20 protein-coding genes are annotated in these 18,559 nt (G+C 62.1%); 10 read left to right on the top strand and 10 right to left on the bottom strand.

Translation table 11 applies throughout. The features are described 5' to 3' along the window. The first annotated feature begins 67 nt into the window (after positions 1–67). The 3 genes from FJ527_RS18700 (at position 68) to FJ527_RS18715 (ending at position 2,721) form a co-directional block, all read left to right on the top strand. Positions 68–652 (top strand): DUF1214 domain-containing protein, encoded by a 585-nt coding sequence (locus tag FJ527_RS18700; RefSeq protein ID WP_140823799.1) that lies wholly within the window; start codon positions 68–70, stop codon positions 650–652. After that, the gene (locus tag FJ527_RS18705) at positions 645–1,214 is read left to right on the top strand and encodes a DUF1254 domain-containing protein (protein WP_140823800.1); all 570 of its coding nucleotides are present in this window, start codon (positions 645–647) and stop codon (positions 1,212–1,214) included. Before FJ527_RS18700 ends, FJ527_RS18705 begins: the two co-directional genes overlap by 8 nt. A gap of 481 nt (positions 1,215–1,695) precedes the next feature. After that, the gene (locus FJ527_RS18715; RefSeq protein ID WP_140823801.1) at positions 1,696–2,721 is read left to right on the top strand and encodes a hypothetical protein; all 1,026 of its coding nucleotides are present in this window, start codon (positions 1,696–1,698) and stop codon (positions 2,719–2,721) included. Here the strand turns inward: FJ527_RS18715 and FJ527_RS18720 are convergent. The 3 genes from FJ527_RS18720 to FJ527_RS18730 all read right to left on the bottom strand — a co-directional run bounded on the left by FJ527_RS18720 (position 2,699) and on the right by FJ527_RS18730 (position 5,626). After that, the gene (locus tag FJ527_RS18720) at positions 2,699–3,046 is read right to left on the bottom strand and encodes a DUF1491 family protein (RefSeq protein ID WP_140823802.1); all 348 of its coding nucleotides are present in this window, start codon (positions 3,044–3,046) and stop codon (positions 2,699–2,701) included. The genes FJ527_RS18715 and FJ527_RS18720 overlap by 23 nt on opposite strands. Before the next feature lie 71 nt (positions 3,047–3,117). Next, positions 3,118–3,900, bottom strand: a complete 783-nt coding sequence (locus FJ527_RS18725; RefSeq protein WP_140618573.1) for a peptidoglycan-binding protein — start codon at positions 3,898–3,900, stop codon at positions 3,118–3,120. Next, a complete protein-coding gene (locus FJ527_RS18730; protein WP_140823803.1) occupies positions 3,875–5,626 on the bottom strand; it encodes a HAMP domain-containing sensor histidine kinase in 1,752 nt (583 codons plus the stop codon). Before FJ527_RS18730 ends, FJ527_RS18725 begins: the two co-directional genes overlap by 26 nt. A 532-nt stretch (positions 5,627–6,158) precedes the next feature. Between FJ527_RS18730 and FJ527_RS18735 the strand changes: the two genes are divergently transcribed. Then, a complete protein-coding gene (locus tag FJ527_RS18735) occupies positions 6,159–6,506 on the top strand; it encodes a DUF5330 domain-containing protein (RefSeq protein WP_140823864.1) in 348 nt (115 codons plus the stop codon). Between the two features lie 100 nt (positions 6,507–6,606). Continuing rightward, positions 6,607–7,035 carry a SufE family protein gene (locus FJ527_RS18740; RefSeq protein WP_015318647.1) on the top strand — a complete coding sequence of 143 codons (429 nt, stop codon included), beginning with the start codon at positions 6,607–6,609 and terminating at the stop codon, positions 7,033–7,035. 87 nt (positions 7,036–7,122) lie between these two features. Here the strand turns inward: FJ527_RS18740 and FJ527_RS18745 are convergent, their stop codons facing one another. Continuing rightward, the gene (locus tag FJ527_RS18745) at positions 7,123–7,551 is read right to left on the bottom strand and encodes a MucR family transcriptional regulator (RefSeq protein WP_015318648.1); all 429 of its coding nucleotides are present in this window, start codon (positions 7,549–7,551) and stop codon (positions 7,123–7,125) included. Positions 7,552–8,001: 450 nt separating this feature from the next. Continuing rightward, positions 8,002–8,370 (bottom strand): SH3 domain-containing protein, encoded by a 369-nt coding sequence (locus FJ527_RS18750; RefSeq protein ID WP_140618729.1) that lies wholly within the window; start codon positions 8,368–8,370, stop codon positions 8,002–8,004. Between the two features lie 113 nt (positions 8,371–8,483). Here FJ527_RS18750 and FJ527_RS18755 point away from each other — a divergent pair, with 113 nt between their 5' ends. The 3 genes from FJ527_RS18755 to FJ527_RS18765 all read left to right on the top strand — a co-directional run bounded on the left by FJ527_RS18755 (position 8,484) and on the right by FJ527_RS18765 (position 11,781). Then, a complete protein-coding gene (locus FJ527_RS18755; RefSeq protein WP_140823804.1) occupies positions 8,484–10,583 on the top strand; it encodes a S9 family peptidase in 2,100 nt (699 codons plus the stop codon). Positions 10,584–10,602: 19 nt separating this feature from the next. After that, the gene (locus tag FJ527_RS18760) at positions 10,603–11,229 is read left to right on the top strand and encodes a LysE family translocator (protein WP_140663171.1); all 627 of its coding nucleotides are present in this window, start codon (positions 10,603–10,605) and stop codon (positions 11,227–11,229) included. A 150-nt stretch (positions 11,230–11,379) separates the two neighbouring features. Continuing rightward, complete coding sequence (locus FJ527_RS18765) at positions 11,380–11,781, top strand: SET domain-containing protein-lysine N-methyltransferase (RefSeq protein WP_015318651.1); 402 nt, start codon at positions 11,380–11,382, stop codon at positions 11,779–11,781. Here FJ527_RS18765 and FJ527_RS18770 read toward each other — a convergent pair. The 4 genes from FJ527_RS18770 to FJ527_RS18785 form a co-directional block, all read right to left on the bottom strand. Beyond that, on the bottom strand, positions 11,778–12,728 hold the full coding sequence (locus FJ527_RS18770) for a cytochrome c (RefSeq protein ID WP_140618581.1): 951 nt from the start codon (positions 12,726–12,728) through the stop codon (positions 11,778–11,780). The two genes, FJ527_RS18765 and FJ527_RS18770, sit on opposite strands and share 4 nt — an antisense overlap. Before the next feature lie 9 nt (positions 12,729–12,737). Next, the gene (locus tag FJ527_RS18775; RefSeq protein WP_015318653.1) at positions 12,738–13,175 is read right to left on the bottom strand and encodes a cytochrome c; all 438 of its coding nucleotides are present in this window, start codon (positions 13,173–13,175) and stop codon (positions 12,738–12,740) included. A gap of 157 nt (positions 13,176–13,332) precedes the next feature. Continuing rightward, the gene (locus tag FJ527_RS18780) at positions 13,333–13,935 is read right to left on the bottom strand and encodes a superoxide dismutase (RefSeq protein WP_015318654.1); all 603 of its coding nucleotides are present in this window, start codon (positions 13,933–13,935) and stop codon (positions 13,333–13,335) included. 171 nt (positions 13,936–14,106) lie between these two features. Next, on the bottom strand, positions 14,107–14,985 hold the full coding sequence (locus tag FJ527_RS18785; protein WP_140823805.1) for a branched-chain amino acid aminotransferase: 879 nt from the start codon (positions 14,983–14,985) through the stop codon (positions 14,107–14,109). Between the two features lie 153 nt (positions 14,986–15,138). Between FJ527_RS18785 and FJ527_RS18790 the strand changes: the two genes are divergently transcribed. Continuing rightward, a complete protein-coding gene (locus FJ527_RS18790) occupies positions 15,139–15,801 on the top strand; it encodes a haloacid dehalogenase type II (RefSeq protein WP_140618589.1) in 663 nt (220 codons plus the stop codon). Between the two features lie 170 nt (positions 15,802–15,971). Then, positions 15,972–16,799 carry a L,D-transpeptidase gene (locus FJ527_RS18795; protein ID WP_015318657.1) on the top strand — a complete coding sequence of 276 codons (828 nt, stop codon included), beginning with the start codon at positions 15,972–15,974 and terminating at the stop codon, positions 16,797–16,799. A gap of 53 nt (positions 16,800–16,852) precedes the next feature. Here the strand turns inward: FJ527_RS18795 and FJ527_RS18800 are convergent, their stop codons facing one another. Then, on the bottom strand, positions 16,853–18,400 hold the full coding sequence (locus FJ527_RS18800; protein WP_140823806.1) for a helicase HerA-like C-terminal domain-containing protein: 1,548 nt from the start codon (positions 18,398–18,400) through the stop codon (positions 16,853–16,855). Between the last annotated feature and the right edge of the window lie 159 nt (positions 18,401–18,559).

The following is an 18,559-nucleotide window of genomic DNA, read 5'->3' on the forward strand; positions in this document are numbered from 1 at the left end:
CCTGCTTGCCACAAGGCCCCGCGCCGCGATATCCCCGAACGGCAATTCTGCGCGCACCTGGCCCTTCATGCTCAAGAACGCCTTCCTGATGCTGATTTCGCTTGCCATAGCCATTGGCGGGGGCGGCGCCAGCGTCTGGTATGCGCTTAAGAGCCAGGACGGTGTCGGCGCAATCAGGATCGGCCAGTGGACTGCCTTTCCCGACATCGGCACACCGGCCGCGGACCCCTATTCCAAGGCCCGCGTGGCGCGCGAGGGCGTGCTGGCGCTTGGTCGCGCCGAGGGCCTGTCCTTCGTGGCGGAAAAGGATGCCGCCGGCGACCAGCTCAAGCGGGAATGCACCTACAGGATCGAGGGCGGATTTCCGACAGCGCGGTTCTGGACGCTTTATGCCGCCGATCAATCGCTCGGCGTCGTCGAGACCGGCAAATCGCGGCTTGCGGCTCTTCAGTCCTACGAGGTGCTGCGCCAACCGGACAATTCCGTGATTATTTCCGTAGGCCATCAACCCATGCCGGGTAACTGGCTGCTGACCGACGGTTCTGGACGGATGTATTTCGTCCTGACCCTCTACGACACGCCGATCGCCAGCAGCACCGGCCTGTCAGACGTTTCGCTGCCCAGGATCGTCAAGGCGGGCTGCGATGCGTAGTTTGCGTGCCGCATTGCGCAGGCTTTTCCATGCCATCCTGCTCGGCCTCGTCGGTGCCGGCATCGTCCACATTGTCGTCCTGCTTCTGGTGCCGGAATTTTCGGAACGCGACGCCTGGTCGCGTCTCTCCATGGCTTCGGATCTCTACAAGATGAACCGGCTCGATGCCGAAGCGGGCGGCGCACCGGTGGTGAAATCGGTCGACCCGCTGTTCTACGCAACGGCCTGCCGCTTCGACCTCGAGGAAGGAATGGTCCGGATCAAGGCGCCGGGGAACGTCCCGTTCTGGTCGGTGTCGGTCTATGACCGCAGCGGTCACAACATCTATTCCTTCAACGACCACACGGCGGCGGGCGGCAAGCTGGATGCCGTCGTGCTGACGCCGGCGCAGATGATCGACGTGCGCAAGGACCTGCCCGAGGATCTTCAGGGAGCGATCTTCGTCGAGGCGCCCATCGATGAAGGCATCTTCGTCATCCGCAGCTTCGTACCCGACGAGAGCTGGAAGCCGATCGTGTCCCGCTTTCTCGATCAGAGTTCCTGCGAGTTGCAGGATTTCTAAGCCTCGATCCGCGTTCGCGGATCCGGAGCAGAGGACCTGACGGACCACACCATGGCTTCAGCAAAGCTCGGTGGTGGGGGACTGCTCAGTGATGGGGGACTGGCGTCCGTGGCGATCCCGGCTTGTCTGGCCCTGCAGGCCGGGCTTCGCCGATGCTGGACCGCTCATAGCGGATGCCGGGAAATATGATCACAGCCGCCGGTATTTCGGTGGTTTGCTTGGCTCGATTAGCCGGTGCCGCACGCGGCACGAAAGACAGTACCATGCCCATGATTCGCGCATTCCTCTCGGTTTCCCCGGAGCACAACGCAACGCCTCCAAATATCATTAAGGCCGGCAGAGGGTTAACGGAACGCTAACGGATCGCCGCTAAATTGATCTTTGTTCCCGGGTCAGGGAGTTCTGACCGAGGCAATCGCGAAACCGAAATAGTCCCGGTGCCGCGAGGTCGAGTGTGTATCTGGTGTCAGGCGTATCCTTCGTGTCATCTTCGGATTTCAGGCAAATCGCGATAAGGGCGCAATCGGGAAAAGCCGAAAGGCTGTTCCGCGCCGCCGTTTCCGCGTTCTGCTCGCTGACGCGACCGTCGCGCCGGGAGATCGGCCAGCTCGAAGACCTGACGCTGCCTCTGTTCGACGATGTATCCGTCGAATCGCGGCGCTACGTGGCAGCCGCCCTTTCCGAATGCGAATACGCACCCGCGGCCCTGGTGCGGCGCCTCTGCGAGGAACCGGTCGACATTGCCGCTCCACTGCTCATCCGCTCGCGGGCCGTCAGCGACATCGACCTGATCGCGCTGATTGGCCGGCATGGGCTGCCGCATGCGCGCGCCATAGCGCGGCGCAAGGACCTGAACCCGACGATCGCCGATCTGATCAGGGCGCTCGAAAGGCCAACCCTGGTGCGGACGCGGGATCCGGAAGCTGCCCCGGCGCAGAGCCTTGTCGTGAAGGCGCAAGCGACGGCGGACAGCGCGGAAACTCAGCAGACGCCCGGCGTTGCCGCCGAGAGCGCGCGGCGCAAGCTGCGCTCCATGATGCGCACCGGCGACCAAGCCTTGGCGGCGAAGGTCGATGCGTTTCCCGGTGCGGACACCTTTGTCAAACTGCGCGAGACGGCACTGACCGGAAACGCCGCGTTCTTCCACACCGCGCTGGCGGACGCTCTCGACATTGATTTTTCGATTGCGCAATCGCTGACCGCCCACCAGAACTATGCGCCGCTGCTTGCGGCGCTGCGTTCGCTCGACTTCAGCGAGGACCGGGCATTCCTGATCACGGTCGCCGTCTATCCCGGCCTGTTCCCGCATCCCCAGGCCATCCGCGCCTATCTCGACCGCTACCGCCTGCTGCCTCGCGACGCGGCCCTGGATAAAGTGCGGGAGTGGAAGGCCGAAACGCTGTCCAAGACGGTTCACAGCAAGCCACCGGCAAACGGCGACAGCCGCAGGCCCTCCAACAGCGACGAAGCCGACGCTCCCGGCCTCAGGGCGTCTTCACGGAAATAAGCTCCTCGACGGGAACGCTCCCGGCTTCGATCTCGACTACCCAGATGTCGGGATCGAATTTCTTCTCGCGCTCCAGTCTCGCATCCAGCACGGCGGCATCATCGCTGGCGGCGAGAAGGCTGAAAAAACGGTCTTCGGGCTTGGCCGAATCATAGCTTGTCTGCGGTGCCGGCCCGTAGAGAGCCGTTTCACCCAGCCTGCCCCGCGCCAGGATGAACACGGCCCCGGCCTCCGTCGCGCCGCGATTGACCACGGCGGCAAATCCGCCTGCGCCGAAAACCCGGCGCAACAGGGCCGAGACCCACAGATCAGCGGTTACGCGCATGGAAGACTCCCGACGACATGCGGGCTCTCTACCGAAATTTCCCGTGGAGGGCGAGCCGTCGTTTTCGGCCGTCAGTTGGTGAGGCCGATCTCGCGCATCTTGACGTAGACGATCTCGTCGGGCTCGCCGGTCTGCGGCAAGCCGAACAGCGACTGGAACTCCTTGATCGCCGCCTTGGTGCGTGCGCCGACGACGCCATCCAGTTGCATGTCGTCATTGCCGAAGGCCTTCAGCCCGGCCTGGATCTTGACGATGCGGGGGTCAGGCCCCTGCAAAGCGGCATTCGCCTGTGCCTCGTTGGTCTGCAAGGACACGGGAACGGCGGCCGGCGGCATGTCAGGACGAGGTTGCGGTTTCGGCACGGCAGCCGTCTTCGGCGTTGCACCCAGTTGATCCAGGAGCAGCGCGTCGATCTCGCCCGAGGCGTTCAGCCCGACCTTCTGTTGATAGGCCTGTATGGCCTTGCGCGTGTTGGGGCCGGAAATGCCGTCGACGGTGCCGGAATAGAAATCAAGGTCCTTCAATATGCCTTGCACCTGCTCGACCACCGGGTCACCCTTGATCGGGGCGGGCGCGGCATTGGACCGCACGATGTTGATTGTCGTCTCGGGCTCGTCGGCGGCGGCGTGCGGAAAGCCCTGGAAATTGCGTGTGGCGAAAAACGCCCCGGCGTGCGGGAAAGGCTGATACCATAGCGCATTCGCCGAGACATAGAACAGCGTCACCAGGAATGCGGTCGATCCTCCCACCAGGACGGGATTGCGCGAAATCATGCCGCCGACGGCGATGGCGCCGTCCTGAAAGGCATTGCCGCGGCGTTTGACCGCCTTAGCCTGTTTTGCGGAGCGAGCCATTTCCGTCCCCTTTCGCCCTCGTCACCGGCATTGTCAGCACTCCGGTCGGGTTGGCGGGGCGCCCCTTCGGCCCGCCGACCGGCAGGCTGATGGTGACCGTGGTGCCCTCGCCCGGCATGCTTTCGATCGACATGGTACCTTCATGCAAGGCCACCAGCCCCTTCACCAGGGAAAGGCCAAGACCCGTGCCCTCAAAACGGCGGGTATAGTCGTTCTGGATCTGCGTGAAGGGTTTGCCGAGATTGGCGAAATCCTCCTCGGCGATGCCGATACCGGTGTCCCTCACCCAGAAATGCAGACGTGAGCCGATCCGCTTGGCGCCGACGACGACATCGCCGCCGTCGGGGGTGAACTTGATCGCGTTGGAAACGAGGTTGATGAGCATCTGCTGTACGGCGCGGCGATCGGCATTGATATCGCCGGCGTCAGGGGCGATCTGCGTCTGCAGGTCGATATTCTTGGCCTGCGCCTGCAGCCGCATCATCGACTGGCACATGTCTACGGCTTCTACGAACCGGAACGGCTCCGGCTCGGTGGCGTAGACGCCCGATTCGATCCTCGACACGTCGAGTATGGATGTCACGACTGCCAGCAGATGCTGGCCCGAATCCCGCACCAGACCGACATATTCCTTCTGGCGCGGATCCTTGAAGGCGCCGAACATCTCGTGCAGCAGCATGTCGGAGAAGCCGATGATGGCGTTCAACGGCGTGCGCAGTTCATGGCTCACGACTGCCAGGAACCGGCCCTTGGCCACTTCGGCGGCGGCCGCCGTCTCATTGGCTTGCGCCAGTTCTTCGCGCAGCCGCGCGGTCTCGTCATTCTGGCGCAGGACAAGCGTGAAGACGTCGCCTTGTTTCTCGCCACGCACCAGTTCGAGCGCGAATGGCTGGTAATTGTCGGCCGCAAAGCCATTTCCGTTGTGGGCGCCGTTGTCACTCTGGGGCAGCCTGATGCGCAATTCGAGACGGCGCGACCGTGCGCCGTCACGCATGTCGGCCAGGGCGCTGAGATAGGAGACACGATCCGACAGGTGGACCCGATCGAAGAGGCCCGTTCCGGACAACAGCTCAGGCGGCAATTTCAGAAGCGTACGCGACTTGGCGGATGCATCCACGACCTCGCCGTGGCGGGCGACCCGCAAGACCACCGCGTCGATGATGTCTTCCAGTCGATCACCCGCATCGAGCGTATCGGCCGCGCCGGCGGTGCCGCAAAAAGCCGATATGCGCGGGATGAGGGCCAGCGCCCAGGCCAATGGCACCAGCCAATGCCAGGCGGCGATGTGCGCATCCGTGAATGGAAGGAAGGCGGCCGACAAGGACTGAAGGGCGATGGCGATGACGGCTGTCGCGCCCCCCCACAATGCCGCACGCCGTGATGCGCCGATCCACCAAGCTTCGAATGGCAACGCCAGGGCAAGCATGGCGACAGGTGAACTCAATCCGCCGGCGGCACCGATGAGACCGGCAAGGGCAAGCGCCGCCATCGCCAGGGCGATCGGCCCCGCGGCAGCCATCTTGCCGGTAGCGGCTACCAGCAGGGCGACGAACCAGCACAGGCCGAAGGCCGCGAAAATGGCGGCCATGGTCACCGCGGCGCCCATCCCCGATGTAACCAGCGTGACCGCGGCACCCGCTGCAAAAAACGGCGCGGCCAGCATCACGCCGATGAAACGGCGCTGGCGCTCGCGGTCGCTCCGTTCGAGAACGCTGGGATGAACCATGCGCTCACAACCGGCCGCTATTGCACCAGGCAATTCAGCGTATCTGGCCTCGATCGGCATCAATTCAACGCACTCGCACTCGTCGTGAACAGCTCTGCTTTTGCAGATTGTGTTGGTTGGCTTTGAAACTCGCACCCAGCGTTTAAGGAATGGATAAGGCAGGGCCGACCAAGGCCCGCCCTGCGGCAAATATCGGGATGACGGCGGCCGAAAACCCGGTCAAATGCAGCCATAGTAAACGGAGGGTTATCCCCCGGGTCCTGTCGTCGGACCGCCGGCCAAGTCGTCGAAGCCGCTTTATTTCCTCGAAGACACAATTCATTCAACGGGATAGATGGTTATCGAATGGTGAGAAGAATCGTCTCGAAATGAAACAAATCGACAGCAAAACGCTTCGTTTCGAATTTGCCTAAAATTTGAGGAAAATTCTCGGCGATCGTGCAAGCCGTCCTTCGTGCCTGTGTGCCAACATCCTGCCCATAAAAGAGGTCATGCCATATGATGCATGATCCGTCACGACGAGAGGCAAGGCATGTTCTTCCTGATAAGAATGGCTTTCTGGTTTTCACTGGTGCTGCTGGCGCTGCCGCTGGGTGTCGGGCCCGATGAAACGGGCCAGGAAAGCGTCGGGCCGATCCAGGCCCTGTTCGCGGCGCGAGACGCCGTCGGCGACATTGCCGGTATCTGCGAACGCAAGCCCGATGTCTGCGAGACGGGCAAGTCGGCGATGCACACCATCACCGCACGCGCCAAGGAAACCGCCAAGATCGCGGCGGCCATGCTGGACGACAAGTCCGCCGGCTCCGATACCTCGACAATGACGGGCAGCGTACCGGAAGTCGTCCTGCCTGAAACGGTCAACCTGCCGATAAACAATTAAGCCGTCTCGACGGCGCACCGCGGGCAGTCTGCCCTCTCGACGCCCGCGGTGTCCTTGTTTTTTCCGTGACGCGGCGCCGCCGCGTGACTATATCCGGGTCATGACGACGACGATCCAGACGATCCGCGACGACTTCTCGTTCCTTGACGAATGGGAGGATCGTTATCGTTACGTCATCGAACTCGGCGAAGCGCTGCCGCCCTTTCCCGATGCGGAGCGCAACGCCACCAACAAGGTGCCAGGTTGCGTCAGCCAGGTCTGGCTGACCACCGAACGGGGTCCGGGCGCCGACCCCGTCATCACCTTCACCGGCGATTCGGACGCCCATATCGTGCGCGGACTGGTTGCGATCATGCTGGCGCTGTTTTCCGGAAAGACGGCCAGCGAAATCCAGAAAATCGATGCGGAAGCGACGCTGAAGGCACTCGGCCTCGACGAGCACCTGTCGCCCCAGCGTGCCAACGGTCTTCGCTCGATGGTCAAGCGCATCAAACGCGACGCCGAGATGGCGCTCGCCCAGACTGCCTGATCGACCTGTCGATCTTCCGCCCACCCCTGAAATCAAAACGGCGCCCGAAGGCGCCGTTTGATTTCAATCCAATCTGGCAAGCAGCGACTACCGCGCCGCCTTGCGCTTGCGGCCGAGGCCCATCTTCTTGGCAAGCTGCGAGCGGGCCGCCGCGTAATTCGGGGCAACCATCGGATAGCTTGGGTCCAGGTTCCACTTTTCGCGATACTGATCGGGCGTCAGATCGTAGTGGGTCATCAGGTGACGCTTGAGCGACTTGAACTTCTTGCCGTCTTCAAGACAGACAATGTAGTCGTCATGAACCGAGCGCTTCGGGTTGACAGCCGGCTTCTGCTTGTCGGCAGGCGCCTGTTCGACGGTTCCGCCCACACGCCCGAGGGCGGCATGGACATCGGATATAAGGTTCGGCAGTTCGCCGACCGGCACCGGATTGTTGCTGACATAGGCAGCCACCACGTCGGCGGTGAGCTCTATCAGCGCATCATTGTTTCTGGAAGGTGTTTCGACAATATCCATGGTCTTCAGGCCCCAACAAGAGTTACGTCGGTCTGTGCCCCTTTTTACAGGCAGGGCATTGCACGAATTTGCGCAGATAGAGCTGCCGCGATTCGTGTCACGGGGACATCAATGCGGCCGCAGGTCAAGTAAGTCAATTCGTTGCGCGCATTATATTTATGAATCTTGATCAACTATTCCGCGATCAGCTTCAATCTTTCGTGCATCATGTAATTTTTCGATATTTCGCCCGCCAAACCGATAAAGCCTGACGTAACGTCAGTTCACCGTTACATTCGCGATAACTCACAAATCAGGTTTCAATGCTCTCGTTTGCTTTGCCGTCGCTTCGGCAAACTTGGTTGTTCGCATCTGTCCTCAAAACCACAGGTTGCCGCTCCTCTCTGTCGGGCAGGCAACCAGGCGACATGCCCGCCGGTCGAACCCGTCGGGGCCAAAATCGATGGTCGTTCAATACGGGATGATATATCTGCCATAGGCCCAGCCGGTCACGAAGGTGCCGTTCTTGGCCGGCTCATGCCAGACTTCGCACCAGCGATAGCGAACCGTCTGCTGCTGTTTCCATGCCGGTTGATTGGCGATATCGAGCAGGTTTATGCCGCCGGTGCATCGTCCGGTCATCTGCAGGACGGTCCCGTTCGGGTATGCGACCTGCTTCTGGGATGTTCCTGACGGATATTTGCGCACATTGAGCGTGTCGCCGAACGGCACATTGGCCACTTGCCAAGCCGAAAATACGGTCGCATGAGACTGGCCGGCAAAGACCAGACTTAGCGAAGCGACGGCGAAAGCCGCAGCAATACGAGACCGAATAGTCATCTTCTCTCCCCCGGCCGTCGCATGGGCCGACACCAACTCTACGCCACAGCTCTTGAACCTGCCCTGATCGGCGTGTTCATTCGTCATTCAAGATATTTCCAGAGCGAGACGCAATGACCAGGACTTCCCGATTTCCAATCGCCAGCGCCCCTGCCCCCGAGAAAAGGCCCGTCTCGGACACGCATCACGGCATCACGCGAACCGATGAATATGCCTGGCTGCGAGCGGATAACTGGCAAGAAATGTTCAGGGATCCTTCCTTGCTCGATCCAGGTATCCGCGCCGAACTCGAAGCCGAGAATGCCTATCAGTCGACGCTGATGGCCGACACGTCAGATCTGCAAAAGCAGCTTTTCAAGGAAATGAAGGGCCGCATCAAGGAAGATGATTCTTCCGTTCCCATGAAGGACGGGCCTTATGCCTACGGCTCTTCCTTCAAGCTCGGCGGCGAGCAGCCGCGCTATTTCCGAACGCCGCGCGGCGGCGGACCCGAGCAGATCCTGCTCGACGGCGACGCCGAGGCCGAGGGCAAGGCCTATTTCCGGCTTGGCGGCGTCGATCATTCGGCCGATCATAGCAAGCTGCTATGGGCCTTCGACGACAAGGGTTCGGAATTCTACACGCTGCGTGTGCGCGACCTTGCCGACGGCAAGGAACTGGCGGACCAGATACAGGCCACCGGCGGTTCGGGGGTCTGGGACGCGGGCAATGACGGGTTCTTCTATACGCGTCTCGACCCAAACCACCGGCCGTCGAAGGTGCTGTTCCACGCACTGGGGCAGGCCCCTGAAAACGACCGGCTGATCTACGAGGAAACCGACCCCGGCTTCTTCATGAACGTCGACGGGACCCGCAACAACCAATGGATCATGATCGGCATCAACGATCACGAGACTTCGGAATACCGCCTGTTGAGCGCCAGCGATCCATTTGCCAAGCCGAAGCTGGTTTCGGCGCGCGAGACCGGCCTTCAATATGAACTTGAGGAAGGCGGCGATATCTTCTTCGTCCTGACCAACGCGGACGGTGCCAAGGACTTCAAGATCATGACGGCGCCGGCGAGCGACCCGGTCCGCGCCAACTGGCAGGAATTGGTGCCGCATGAACCCGGCCGGCTGATCCTGTCGGTGATCGGCTTCAAGGACCACATGGTGCGGCTCGAGCGCAAGGAAGGCCTGCCGCGCATCGTCGTGCGGGATCGGGCCAGCGGCGAAGAGCATCTGATTTCCTTCGACGAGGAAGCCTTCTCGCTCGGCCTTTCAGGGTCCCTGGAATACGACACCGAGATGATGCGTTTTTCCTACTCGTCGATGACGACACCGTCACAGATGTTCGACTACAACATGCGCACTCGTGAGCGTGTGCTGCTCAAGACCCAGGAAGTGCCGTCCGGCCACGATCCGCACCTCTACGTCACGAGGCGGCTGATGGCGCCGGCGGCCGATGGCGAACTGGTGCCGATCTCGCTTCTGCATCACCGCGACACGCCGCTGGATGGCTCCGCGCCATGCCTGCTCTACGGTTACGGCTCCTACGGTATCACCGTGCCGGCCGCCTTCAACACCAACTGGTTCTCGCTGGTGGACCGTGGGTTCGTGTTTGCCATTGCCCACGTGCGCGGCGGCAAGGACAAGGGATATGGCTGGTACGACGACGGCAAGCGGGCGCACAAGATGAACACCTTCACCGATTTCATCGCCTGCGCCCGCCACCTCGTTGCCGAGCGCTATACCGCGCATGACCGAATCGTCGCGCAAGGCGGCTCGGCCGGCGGTATGCTGATGGGCGCCATCGCCAACATGGCGCCGGATTGCTTCGGCGGCATCGTGGCCGAGGTTCCCTTCGTCGATGTACTCACCACCATGCTCGATGCAACGCTGCCGCTGACCCCGCCGGAATGGCCGGAATGGGGCAATCCGATCGCGTCGGCCGACGATTACCTGACGATCGCCGCCTATTCGCCATACGACAATGTCGCCGCGCTCGACTATCCGCCGATCCTGGCGCTCGCCGGTCTCACCGATCCGCGCGTCACCTATTGGGAGCCGGCCAAATGGGTTGCGCGGCTGCGCGACCGCAAGAGCGGCGACAATCCGGTACTGTTCAGGATCAACATGGATTCCGGCCATGCCGGTGCCTCCGGCCGGTTTTCACGCCTGGAGGAGATCGCCTATACTTATGCCTTCACGCTGAAGGTGACGGACAAGGCATAGCTCACGGAGGAACGCTGCGATGATCGATCTGGCCACAACGATAGCTTACATCGCGGTTGTGCTCGGCTTTGTCTTCATTCCTGGCCCGGCCACGCTGTTGACGATCGCCCGCGCAACGAGTTCGGGGACGAGAGTCGGAATCGCCACAGGCGGCGGGATCGCGGCCGGCGATGTGTTTCATACCGCCATGGCGATGGTTGGGATCTCGGCGATCATCGCCACATCGGCGACGCTGTTCAGCATCGTAAAGTATATCGGCGCGGCCTACCTCGTTTACCTCGGCATTCGGGCCATCATCGAGAAAGCGCCAACCGATCCGACCGCCGGCGCGCTTGCAAGCTCCGCCGGCAAGGCGTTTCGACAGGCTGTCCTGACCGAGGTGCTCAACCCCAAGACCGCGCTTTTCTTCCTGGCGTTCCTGCCTCAGTTCGTGCGGCCCGAAAACGGATCAGTGATGGTTCAATTGGCCGTATTGGGGATCATCTTCGTCATGCTGGGGCTTTTCAGCACGGTCGTGTTTGCCGTGAGCGCAGGGCGGCTCGGCAGTTTCCTGCGCCGAAATCCGACAGTGCTGAAATGGCAAGGCAAGGTTGTCGGCGGCATCTACTGCGCCCTGGGTGTCCGCCTCGCCTTGCAAGAGCGCTGAGGCCAGGCGACCCACGTCCGCTGGCAGGCCTGATGATCATCACTTTTTGAATTCCGCGCGGCTCATTTCCGCTCGCAATTGCGACGGTCGCGCGCTACCCAAAGCACGATTTTCCCGGGCACGAAGTCCGCACTTGCACAAGGGTCCATTATGCTGCTCGTCGACGTCTATCTCGACAAATCGCCGATCCAGGGCATCGGTGTGTTTGCCAAGAACCATATTGCCAAGGGCACGCTGGTCTGGAAGCTCGACCCCCGGTTCGATCGGATCATCGACGTCGAGACCTATGAGAGCGAAACCGGGCCGGTGAAGAACTACCTCGACCGCTATTCCTACCCCGACCGTCGCGATCCCGCCTATATCGTCTTCGAAGCCGACGACGCCCGCTACATGAACCATGACGACGAGCCGAATTGCGATGTCTCGTCGCCCGAGGAGACCTACGCCTTGCGCGACATCGCGCCTGGCGAGGAGATGACCTGCAACTACAACCTTTTCTTCGAAACGGGCTTCGATTTCCTCGGCGATCGCCACCTGCAGTCCGAGGATTAGTTCGTACTTTTCTTGCGCGCCGGATAGCCGTTGGGATGCGGCGGCACCGCCTTCAGATAGGCAGCAATCGCCGCACGGTCGTCCGCCGTCAGCTCGGCCATGTTGCGCTGCACGTCGACCATGGCGCCGCCGACGGAATCGAAGTCCGGCGTGAATCCGGTTTCGAGGTAGTTTGCGATGTCGGACGCGGACCAGCTGCCGATACCTCCCTCGCCCGAAGTGATGTTCGGCACGACGCCCGAGCCCTCGGCGGCCACCGCACCGGCCAGCCATTCGCTTTTCCTGGTGCCTCCAGCGAGGTCGCGCGGCGTGTGGCATTCGCCGCAATGGCCCGGTCCTTCGACCAGGTAGCGGCCTGCCATCACAGGGTCTGGCGCGCCATCAGGCAGGGGCACGACAGGCTTGTCACTGAGATAGAGCCGCTTCCACAGGCCAATGCCGCGCCGGATGCTGAACGGGAACGCCAGCGAATTGCCGGGCGCCTTGCCGGCGACGGCGGGAAGCGTCTTCAAGAAAGCGTAAAGGTCGGCGACATCTGACGGTTTCATGCGAGCATAGGAGGCATAGGGGAATGCCGGATAGAAATGCTCGCCCGAAGGCGACACACCTTTCAGCATGGCGTTAGCGAGATCCCCGGCCGACCATGCGCCGATGCCGTCCTTAGGATCTTGCGAAATATTGGGCGGAACAAAGATGCCGAATGGCGTCTTGAGTTCGAGCCCGCCTATGAGCTGAAGCCGTGCATCGCCCTGCGACCCGGGCTTGGCATGGCAGGAGGTGCAGCCGCCGGCATAGAAGATGCGCTTGCCCCGGGCAACATCGCCTGGGCCGAGTTGCGCCAGGGTCGCCGCATCAAGCGTGACCGGTGCCGACAGCAGCCACCCGGCCGACGCGCCGGCGACGCCCAGGACGAGGGCCGCGCCGACGAGCTTCTTCAGCCATGCCATGGCTGGCGATCAGCCCTTTTTGACCCTGTAGCCCTGGTGGCAGGTACCACAGTCCGAGCCGATGGTGCCGATCTGCGTCTTCAGCGCATCGACGTCGGCCGGAGCCGCCGCGACCGCGGCCTTGACATCGGCGAGATACTTGTCCTCGGTCGCCTTGAAGCCGGCCATGTCTTCCCAGATTTTTGGCGCCGCCGTGGTGTCGCCGGTGTCGGTGCCCTTCGGGAACAAGGCCTCTACGTCGAACTTCTCGGCATTTGCCTGCAGTGCCTGCAACTGCGTCAGCACCGCGGCGGCATCAAAGGGCTCCTCGCCCTTGACCACTTTCGACAGGCCGCCGACGATCTTTCCGCGTTCCTTCATCAGAGCCTGCCGATCGAGGATCGGATCGGCAAAGGCCGCCGATGCGGCGAGTGCGAGCATGGAGATGGCGATGACAAGCTTTCTCATTCATTTGGCTCCGTGGTGAAGGCATTTCAGGACAGGACGTTAACGGATGCGGGAGGTGGAATATTCCCATTCTCCCGCATGAAATTGCATGACCCTAGCCGTGGGGTTCGAGACGAAAAGAAAAGGCCCGGGAGTGCCGGGCCTTTCGGAAGATTGATCAGGCATTCGCCTTTTCGTAGAGTTCAAGCACGTGATCCCAGTTGATCAGGCTATCTACGAAGGCCTCGAGGTATTTCGGCCGGGCGTTGCGATAATCGATGTAGTAGGAGTGCTCCCAGACGTCGACGCCGAGGATCGGCGATGCGCCATGAACCAGCGGGTTCTCGCCGTTCGGCGTCTTCGATATCGCCAGCTTGCCGTCCTTGACCGAAACCCAGGCCCAGCCCGAACCGAACTGCGTTGTGCCGGCGGCAATGAAATCAGCCTTGAACTTGTCGTAACCGCCGAGATCGCTGTCGAAAGCCTTCTGCAGCGCGCCAGGGAGCTTGTTGCCACCGCCGCCCTTCTTCATCCATTTCCAGAAATGGATGTGATTGTAGTGCTGGGCAGCATTGTTGAAGAGACCGGCATTCTTGCCGAACGATTGCTTGACCACCTCTTCGACCGAAAGATCGCCAAGGCCGGCTTCGGCGGCGAGCTTGTTGCCGTTGTCGACATAGGCCTTGTGATGCTTGTCGTGGTGATACTCCAGCGTCTCTTTGGACATATAGGGCTGCAGGGCCTCATAGTCGTAGGGCAGAGCGGGCAATTCGAAAGCCATGGGTAGTACTCCCTCGTGGAAAATCCGGTGTGGATACCGGAGTAAGATAGGTCGGGATTGAGCTGGAGCAACTCCGGAAGTGAAGCGCCGGTCCCTTTCTAAGCGGGTTCCCGGGAACTGTCACATGCTTTTCCTGTGACCAGCCGCGCGGCGACAAAAAGGCCGGCTATCTCAGCCAGCCGAGGTCGAACGCGCCCACTCCCAATAGAGTTCACGTGCCTTCTTGGCCACCGGGCCGGGTTGCAGATCACGGCCCTCCATGCGGGTGACCGGCACCACCTTGGAGTGGTTGCCGGTCGAGAAGATTTCGTCCGCTTCGAGGAAATCCCGCACCGACAGCGTCTTTTCAGTCGTCGTGAACCCATAGTCGCCAAGCAGCGTCATCGTGCGCGCGCGGGTAATGCCGGACAGGAAGGTTCCGTTCGGCGCCGGCGTCAGCACATGGCCGTCCTTGACCAGGAAGATGTTCGAGCTTCCGGTCTCCGCGACATTGCCCAGCATGTCGAGCACAAGCGCGTTGTCGAAGCCGCGCGCCTTGGCCTCGAGGATGGCGCGGCCGTTGTTGGGATAGAGGCAGCCGGCCTTTGCGTTGGTCGGCATGGTTTCGATGGTCGGGCGCCGGAATGGCGACACGGTCACCGAAAAGCCGGTCGGTGAGATCATCGGCGATTCATAGAGGCAGAGGCAGAAACGGGTCGAGGCGGGATCGGCCGGCACGCCCATGTAGCCGCCATGCTCGGCCCAGTACATCGGCCTGATGTAGACCGCCGTCTTGCCGTCGAATTTCTTCAATCCGTCCCAGGTCAGCCCGACGATCTGCTCGGGCGTCATGTTCGGCGCCAGCCCAAGCCCGATCGCCGAGGCATTGACGCGTGCGGCATGGAGTTCGAGATCTGGCGCCACGCCTTCGAACCAGCGCGCCCCGTCGAACACGCTGGTGCCCAGCCACATGGCATGGCTGCGCGGCCCCAAAACGGCGACATTGCCTTCGTACCAATCGCCATCGACGAAAGTCCATGTCGCGGATTGCGCCGCCGCCGCCAGTGTCATCGCGTTTTCCCGTTCCGGTCAATCTTGTGACAACATTGGATGACGCTTTGACCGCCGCCGTCAACCAGCATCGGGGAGTTTTGTTGAGGCCAGCGACGGGTGCGCTGCAATCAAGGCTTGCACCTTGTCCCGCCTCGCCTCAAAACTGTTGCCATGCAATACGCCGCCTACGTGTTCGACGCCTATGGCACGCTGTTCGACGTGCACGCCGCCGTGCGCCGCCATGCGGACGCGATCGGCCCGGACGGCCAACTCCTGTCCGAAATCTGGCGCGCCAAACAGCTCGAGTATTCCTGGGTTCGCACGCTGATGGGCGCCTATGCCGATTTCTGGCAGCTGACCGAACAGGCGCTGGACTTCGCCTTGCGCAAGGTCCCTTCGGCCGATCCGAGCCTCAAGGCGAAACTTCTGGAAGCCTACTGGCGGCTGGACTGTTATCCCGAAGTGCCGGCCGTGCTGAAAGCGCTCAAGGCTTCGGGCGCCAGGCTGGCGATCCTCTCCAACGGTTCGCCCGAAATGCTGCAGGCAGCGGTCAAGTCGGCGGCACTCGACCAAGTCCTGGACGACATCTATTCGGTCGACGCGGTGCGTCGCTTCAAGACCGATCCTGTTGTCTACGACATGGTCGCCACCGGATGGCGCCTCTATCCCGGCGCGGTCTCCTTCCAGTCCTCCAATCGCTGGGACATTGCGGGCGCCACCAAATTCGGCTTCCGCACGGTCTGGATCAACCGCTCCAACCAGCCGGAGGAATACCAGGACTTGCCACCGGCCCTGATCCTGCCATCGTTGGAGGCACTCGTATCCGGCGCCTAACTGACCTGTGGCCCCAGCGCCACAGTGGCGGCGCAGTCACAGCTTCGCCTTTGTTTGTCCACGTTCGAGCCAGAATCGGAACCGCCTATCGCCTCAGGTGTTGTCAGGCACCCGCAGCGAACGTCGCGTGTTGACGCTTTGTTGCGATTTGAGTCTTAAAGAAGGCAGCCATGTCCATAACCGAAATCGAATCCTATCGCCTGAGCCGTCGCGGCTTCCTCAACGCCGCAGCCCTGGGCGCCGCCTCGATCGCGGTTTCCGCATGCGCCACCACCGGACCGGGACCAGTCGAGCCGCCGCCGCCACCAACGTATGTCGAGCCTCCGCTCGCCGACTATGCGTCGATGTACGCTGCGGTCAACGATGGCGGTTTCGATCTGCCGGCCATCCCCGTCGACAGGATCGATCCGCAGTTCCTGCGCCAGATCGTACCCGACCCGACCGGGCAGAAGCCGGGGACCATCGTCGTCGATACGACAGGCCATTTCCTCTATCTGGTTCGCCCTGGCGGCCAGGCCATTCGCTATGGTGTCGGCCTTGGCCGCGCCGGCTTCGAATGGTCGGGCGACGCTGTCGTCCAGTGGAAGCAGAAATGGCCGAAGTGGACGCCGCCGGATGAGATGATCGCCCGCCAGCCGGAATTGAAGCAGTACAGCGCCGACAATGGCGGCATGCCCGGCGGCCTAAAGAACCCGCTCGGCGCACGTGCGCTCTATCTCTTCCAGGGCAATGTGGACACGCTCTATCGCCTGCACGGCTCGCCGGAATGGCGCTCGATCGGCAAATCGGTGTCGTCGGGCTGCGTGCGCCTGATGAACCAGGACATTATCGACCTTTATGACCGCGTGCCCTCGAAGACGCCGGTCATCGTGACCAGCGACGCTCGCCAGCCGATGGTGGCGACGGCCAACCACAAGGCGATCCCGATCGATGCCGGCGTGCCGGATGGATCCGTGCTGCTCGGCCCAGTCAAAGCGGTCACGAACGCGATCTTCTGAGTTTCAGGTGCTTCTGAGTTTCAGGGGGCAGTGGCGTTGCGGCTGCCCCGATCCTACCGTCCCCGCGACAAACTACCCAGAATCCCGCGCACAATGGCACGTCCAACCGACGAGCCGACCGAGCGGACCACCGACTTGATCGCGGCCTCGGCCACCGTCTGGCGATTGGAGGGGCGCGGCGCCGGCGCGCGCCGGCCACCGGACTGCGGCGCGGGATCGTCATTACCGAAGCCTGGAATGGTCCAGCGCGAGCCGCCGGTGCCGGCCTGCTGCGCCTGCGCCTCGGCGTCCTGCGCCTGCTTGGCCTTCTTCTGCAGCATTTCGAAGGCCGATTCGCGGTCGATAACCTGGTCATACTGGCCGGTGACCGGGCTTTCCCCGATCAGCTTCTGCCGCTCGGCCGGGGTGATGGGTCCAAGCCGCGATGACGGCGGACGGATCAGCGTGCGCTGGACCATGGACGGAATGCCCTTGGCCTCCAGGGTCGAGACCAGGGCCTCGCCGGTGGCGAGCTGGGTGATGGCGATGGCGCAGTCGAAATCCGGATTGGGCCGGAAGGTTTCGGCCGCCGTCCTCACCGCCTGCTGCTCGCGGGGCGTGTAGGCGCGCAACGCGTGCTGCACGCGGTTGCCGAGCTGGGCCAGGACCTTTTCGGGGATATCCAAGGGGTTCTGCGTGACGAAATAGACGCCGACGCCTTTCGAGCGGATCAGGCGGACCACCTGCTCGACCCGGTCGATCAGCACCTTCGGCGCCTCGTCGAACAAGAGGTGTGCCTCGTCGAAGAAGAACACCAGCTTCGGCTTGTCGGGGTCGCCAACCTCCGGCAGTTCCTCGAACAGCTCCGACATCAGCCAGAGCAGGAACGTCGCGTAGAGGCGCGGATTCATCATCAGCTTGTCGGCGGCCAGCACGCTGATGGCGCCGCGACCGTCGCGGGTGGTGCGCATGATGTCGGCAATGCGCAAAGCCGGCTCGCCGAAGAAGTTCGCCGCGCCCTGCTGCTCAAGTACCAGCAGCGTGCGCTGAATCGCCCCCACCGACGGCTTGGTGACGTTGCCGTAACGGGCGCTGATTTCCTCGGCGCGCTCCGCGATGTTGGCGAGCAGCGCCTGCAGGTCCTTGAGGTCGAGGAGAAGAAGGCCCTCTTCATCGGCAATGCGGAAGGCAATGTTCATGATGCCTTCCTGCGCGTCGGTCAGGTTCATCAGCCGCGACAGAAGCAGCGGTCCCATCTCCGAAATGGTGGCGCGGATGGGGTGACCCTGCTCGCCAAACAGATCCCAGAAGATGACGGGAAATTCCTGGAAGTCGTAAGGGTCGAGCTTGACCTGTTCTGCCCGCTTGACCAGGAAATCCTGGGCGGTGCCTATCATGGCGATACCGGAAAGGTCGCCCTTGATGTCGGCGCAGAAGACCGGAACGCCGGCGTTGGAAAATCCCTCGGCCAGGATCTGCAAGGTGACGGTCTTGCCCGTACCGGTGGCGCCGGTCACCAGGCCATGGCGATTTCCGTATTGCAGCAGCAGGTTTTCGGCGCGCTGATAGCTGTCGTCGGGCTTGCGGCTGGCGCCGATAAAAATACTGGTGTCGTCAGCCATAGCTCGGGTCTCCGCAAAACTGATGTGTCTAAAGCCAGCCTTTGCCCGATGGTATAGTGAGGCTGCCGCACAGCGACAATGACAATTGTCCAAGGCAGGACCAATCGTCCAATCAGGGCTATCGTCCAAATCGGACCAATCGCCAAAATCGGATTTTGG

It is taken from the genome of Mesorhizobium sp. B2-4-18 (genome assembly GCF_006441385.1).
Lineage (GTDB): Bacteria > Pseudomonadota > Alphaproteobacteria > Rhizobiales > Rhizobiaceae > Mesorhizobium > Mesorhizobium australicum.

Bases quoted from the DNA above. Each gene is read 5' to 3' on its own strand.
- FJ527_RS18795 (WP_015318657.1), top strand. From the start codon at position 15,972: ATGTCCATAACCGAAATCGAATCCTATCGCCTGAGCCGTCGCGGCTTC.
- FJ527_RS18700 (WP_140823799.1), top strand. From the start codon at position 68: ATGCTCAAGAACGCCTTCCTGATGCTGATTTCGCTTGCCATAGCCATT.
- FJ527_RS18745 (WP_015318648.1), bottom strand. From the start codon at position 7,551: ATGGATATTGTCGAAACACCTTCCAGAAACAATGATGCGCTGATAGAG.
- FJ527_RS18750 (WP_140618729.1), bottom strand. From the start codon at position 8,370: ATGACTATTCGGTCTCGTATTGCTGCGGCTTTCGCCGTCGCTTCGCTA.
- FJ527_RS18765 (WP_015318651.1), top strand. From the start codon at position 11,380: ATGCTGCTCGTCGACGTCTATCTCGACAAATCGCCGATCCAGGGCATC.
- FJ527_RS18760 (WP_140663171.1), top strand. From the start codon at position 10,603: ATGATCGATCTGGCCACAACGATAGCTTACATCGCGGTTGTGCTCGGC.
- FJ527_RS18730 (WP_140823803.1), bottom strand. From the start codon at position 5,626: ATGGTTCATCCCAGCGTTCTCGAACGGAGCGACCGCGAGCGCCAGCGC.
- FJ527_RS18790 (WP_140618589.1), top strand. From the start codon at position 15,139: ATGCAATACGCCGCCTACGTGTTCGACGCCTATGGCACGCTGTTCGAC.
- FJ527_RS18755 (WP_140823804.1), top strand. From the start codon at position 8,484: ATGACCAGGACTTCCCGATTTCCAATCGCCAGCGCCCCTGCCCCCGAG.
- FJ527_RS18725 (WP_140618573.1), bottom strand. From the start codon at position 3,900: ATGGCTCGCTCCGCAAAACAGGCTAAGGCGGTCAAACGCCGCGGCAAT.
- FJ527_RS18720 (WP_140823802.1), bottom strand. From the start codon at position 3,046: ATGCGCGTAACCGCTGATCTGTGGGTCTCGGCCCTGTTGCGCCGGGTT.
- FJ527_RS18735 (WP_140823864.1), top strand. From the start codon at position 6,159: ATGTTCTTCCTGATAAGAATGGCTTTCTGGTTTTCACTGGTGCTGCTG.
- FJ527_RS18780 (WP_015318654.1), bottom strand. From the start codon at position 13,935: ATGGCTTTCGAATTGCCCGCTCTGCCCTACGACTATGAGGCCCTGCAG.
- FJ527_RS18740 (WP_015318647.1), top strand. From the start codon at position 6,607: ATGACGACGACGATCCAGACGATCCGCGACGACTTCTCGTTCCTTGAC.
- FJ527_RS18705 (WP_140823800.1), top strand. From the start codon at position 645: ATGCGTAGTTTGCGTGCCGCATTGCGCAGGCTTTTCCATGCCATCCTG.
- FJ527_RS18785 (WP_140823805.1), bottom strand. From the start codon at position 14,985: ATGACACTGGCGGCGGCGGCGCAATCCGCGACATGGACTTTCGTCGAT.
- FJ527_RS18800 (WP_140823806.1), bottom strand. From the start codon at position 18,400: ATGGCTGACGACACCAGTATTTTTATCGGCGCCAGCCGCAAGCCCGAC.
- FJ527_RS18775 (WP_015318653.1), bottom strand. From the start codon at position 13,175: ATGAGAAAGCTTGTCATCGCCATCTCCATGCTCGCACTCGCCGCATCG.
- FJ527_RS18770 (WP_140618581.1), bottom strand. From the start codon at position 12,728: ATGGCATGGCTGAAGAAGCTCGTCGGCGCGGCCCTCGTCCTGGGCGTC.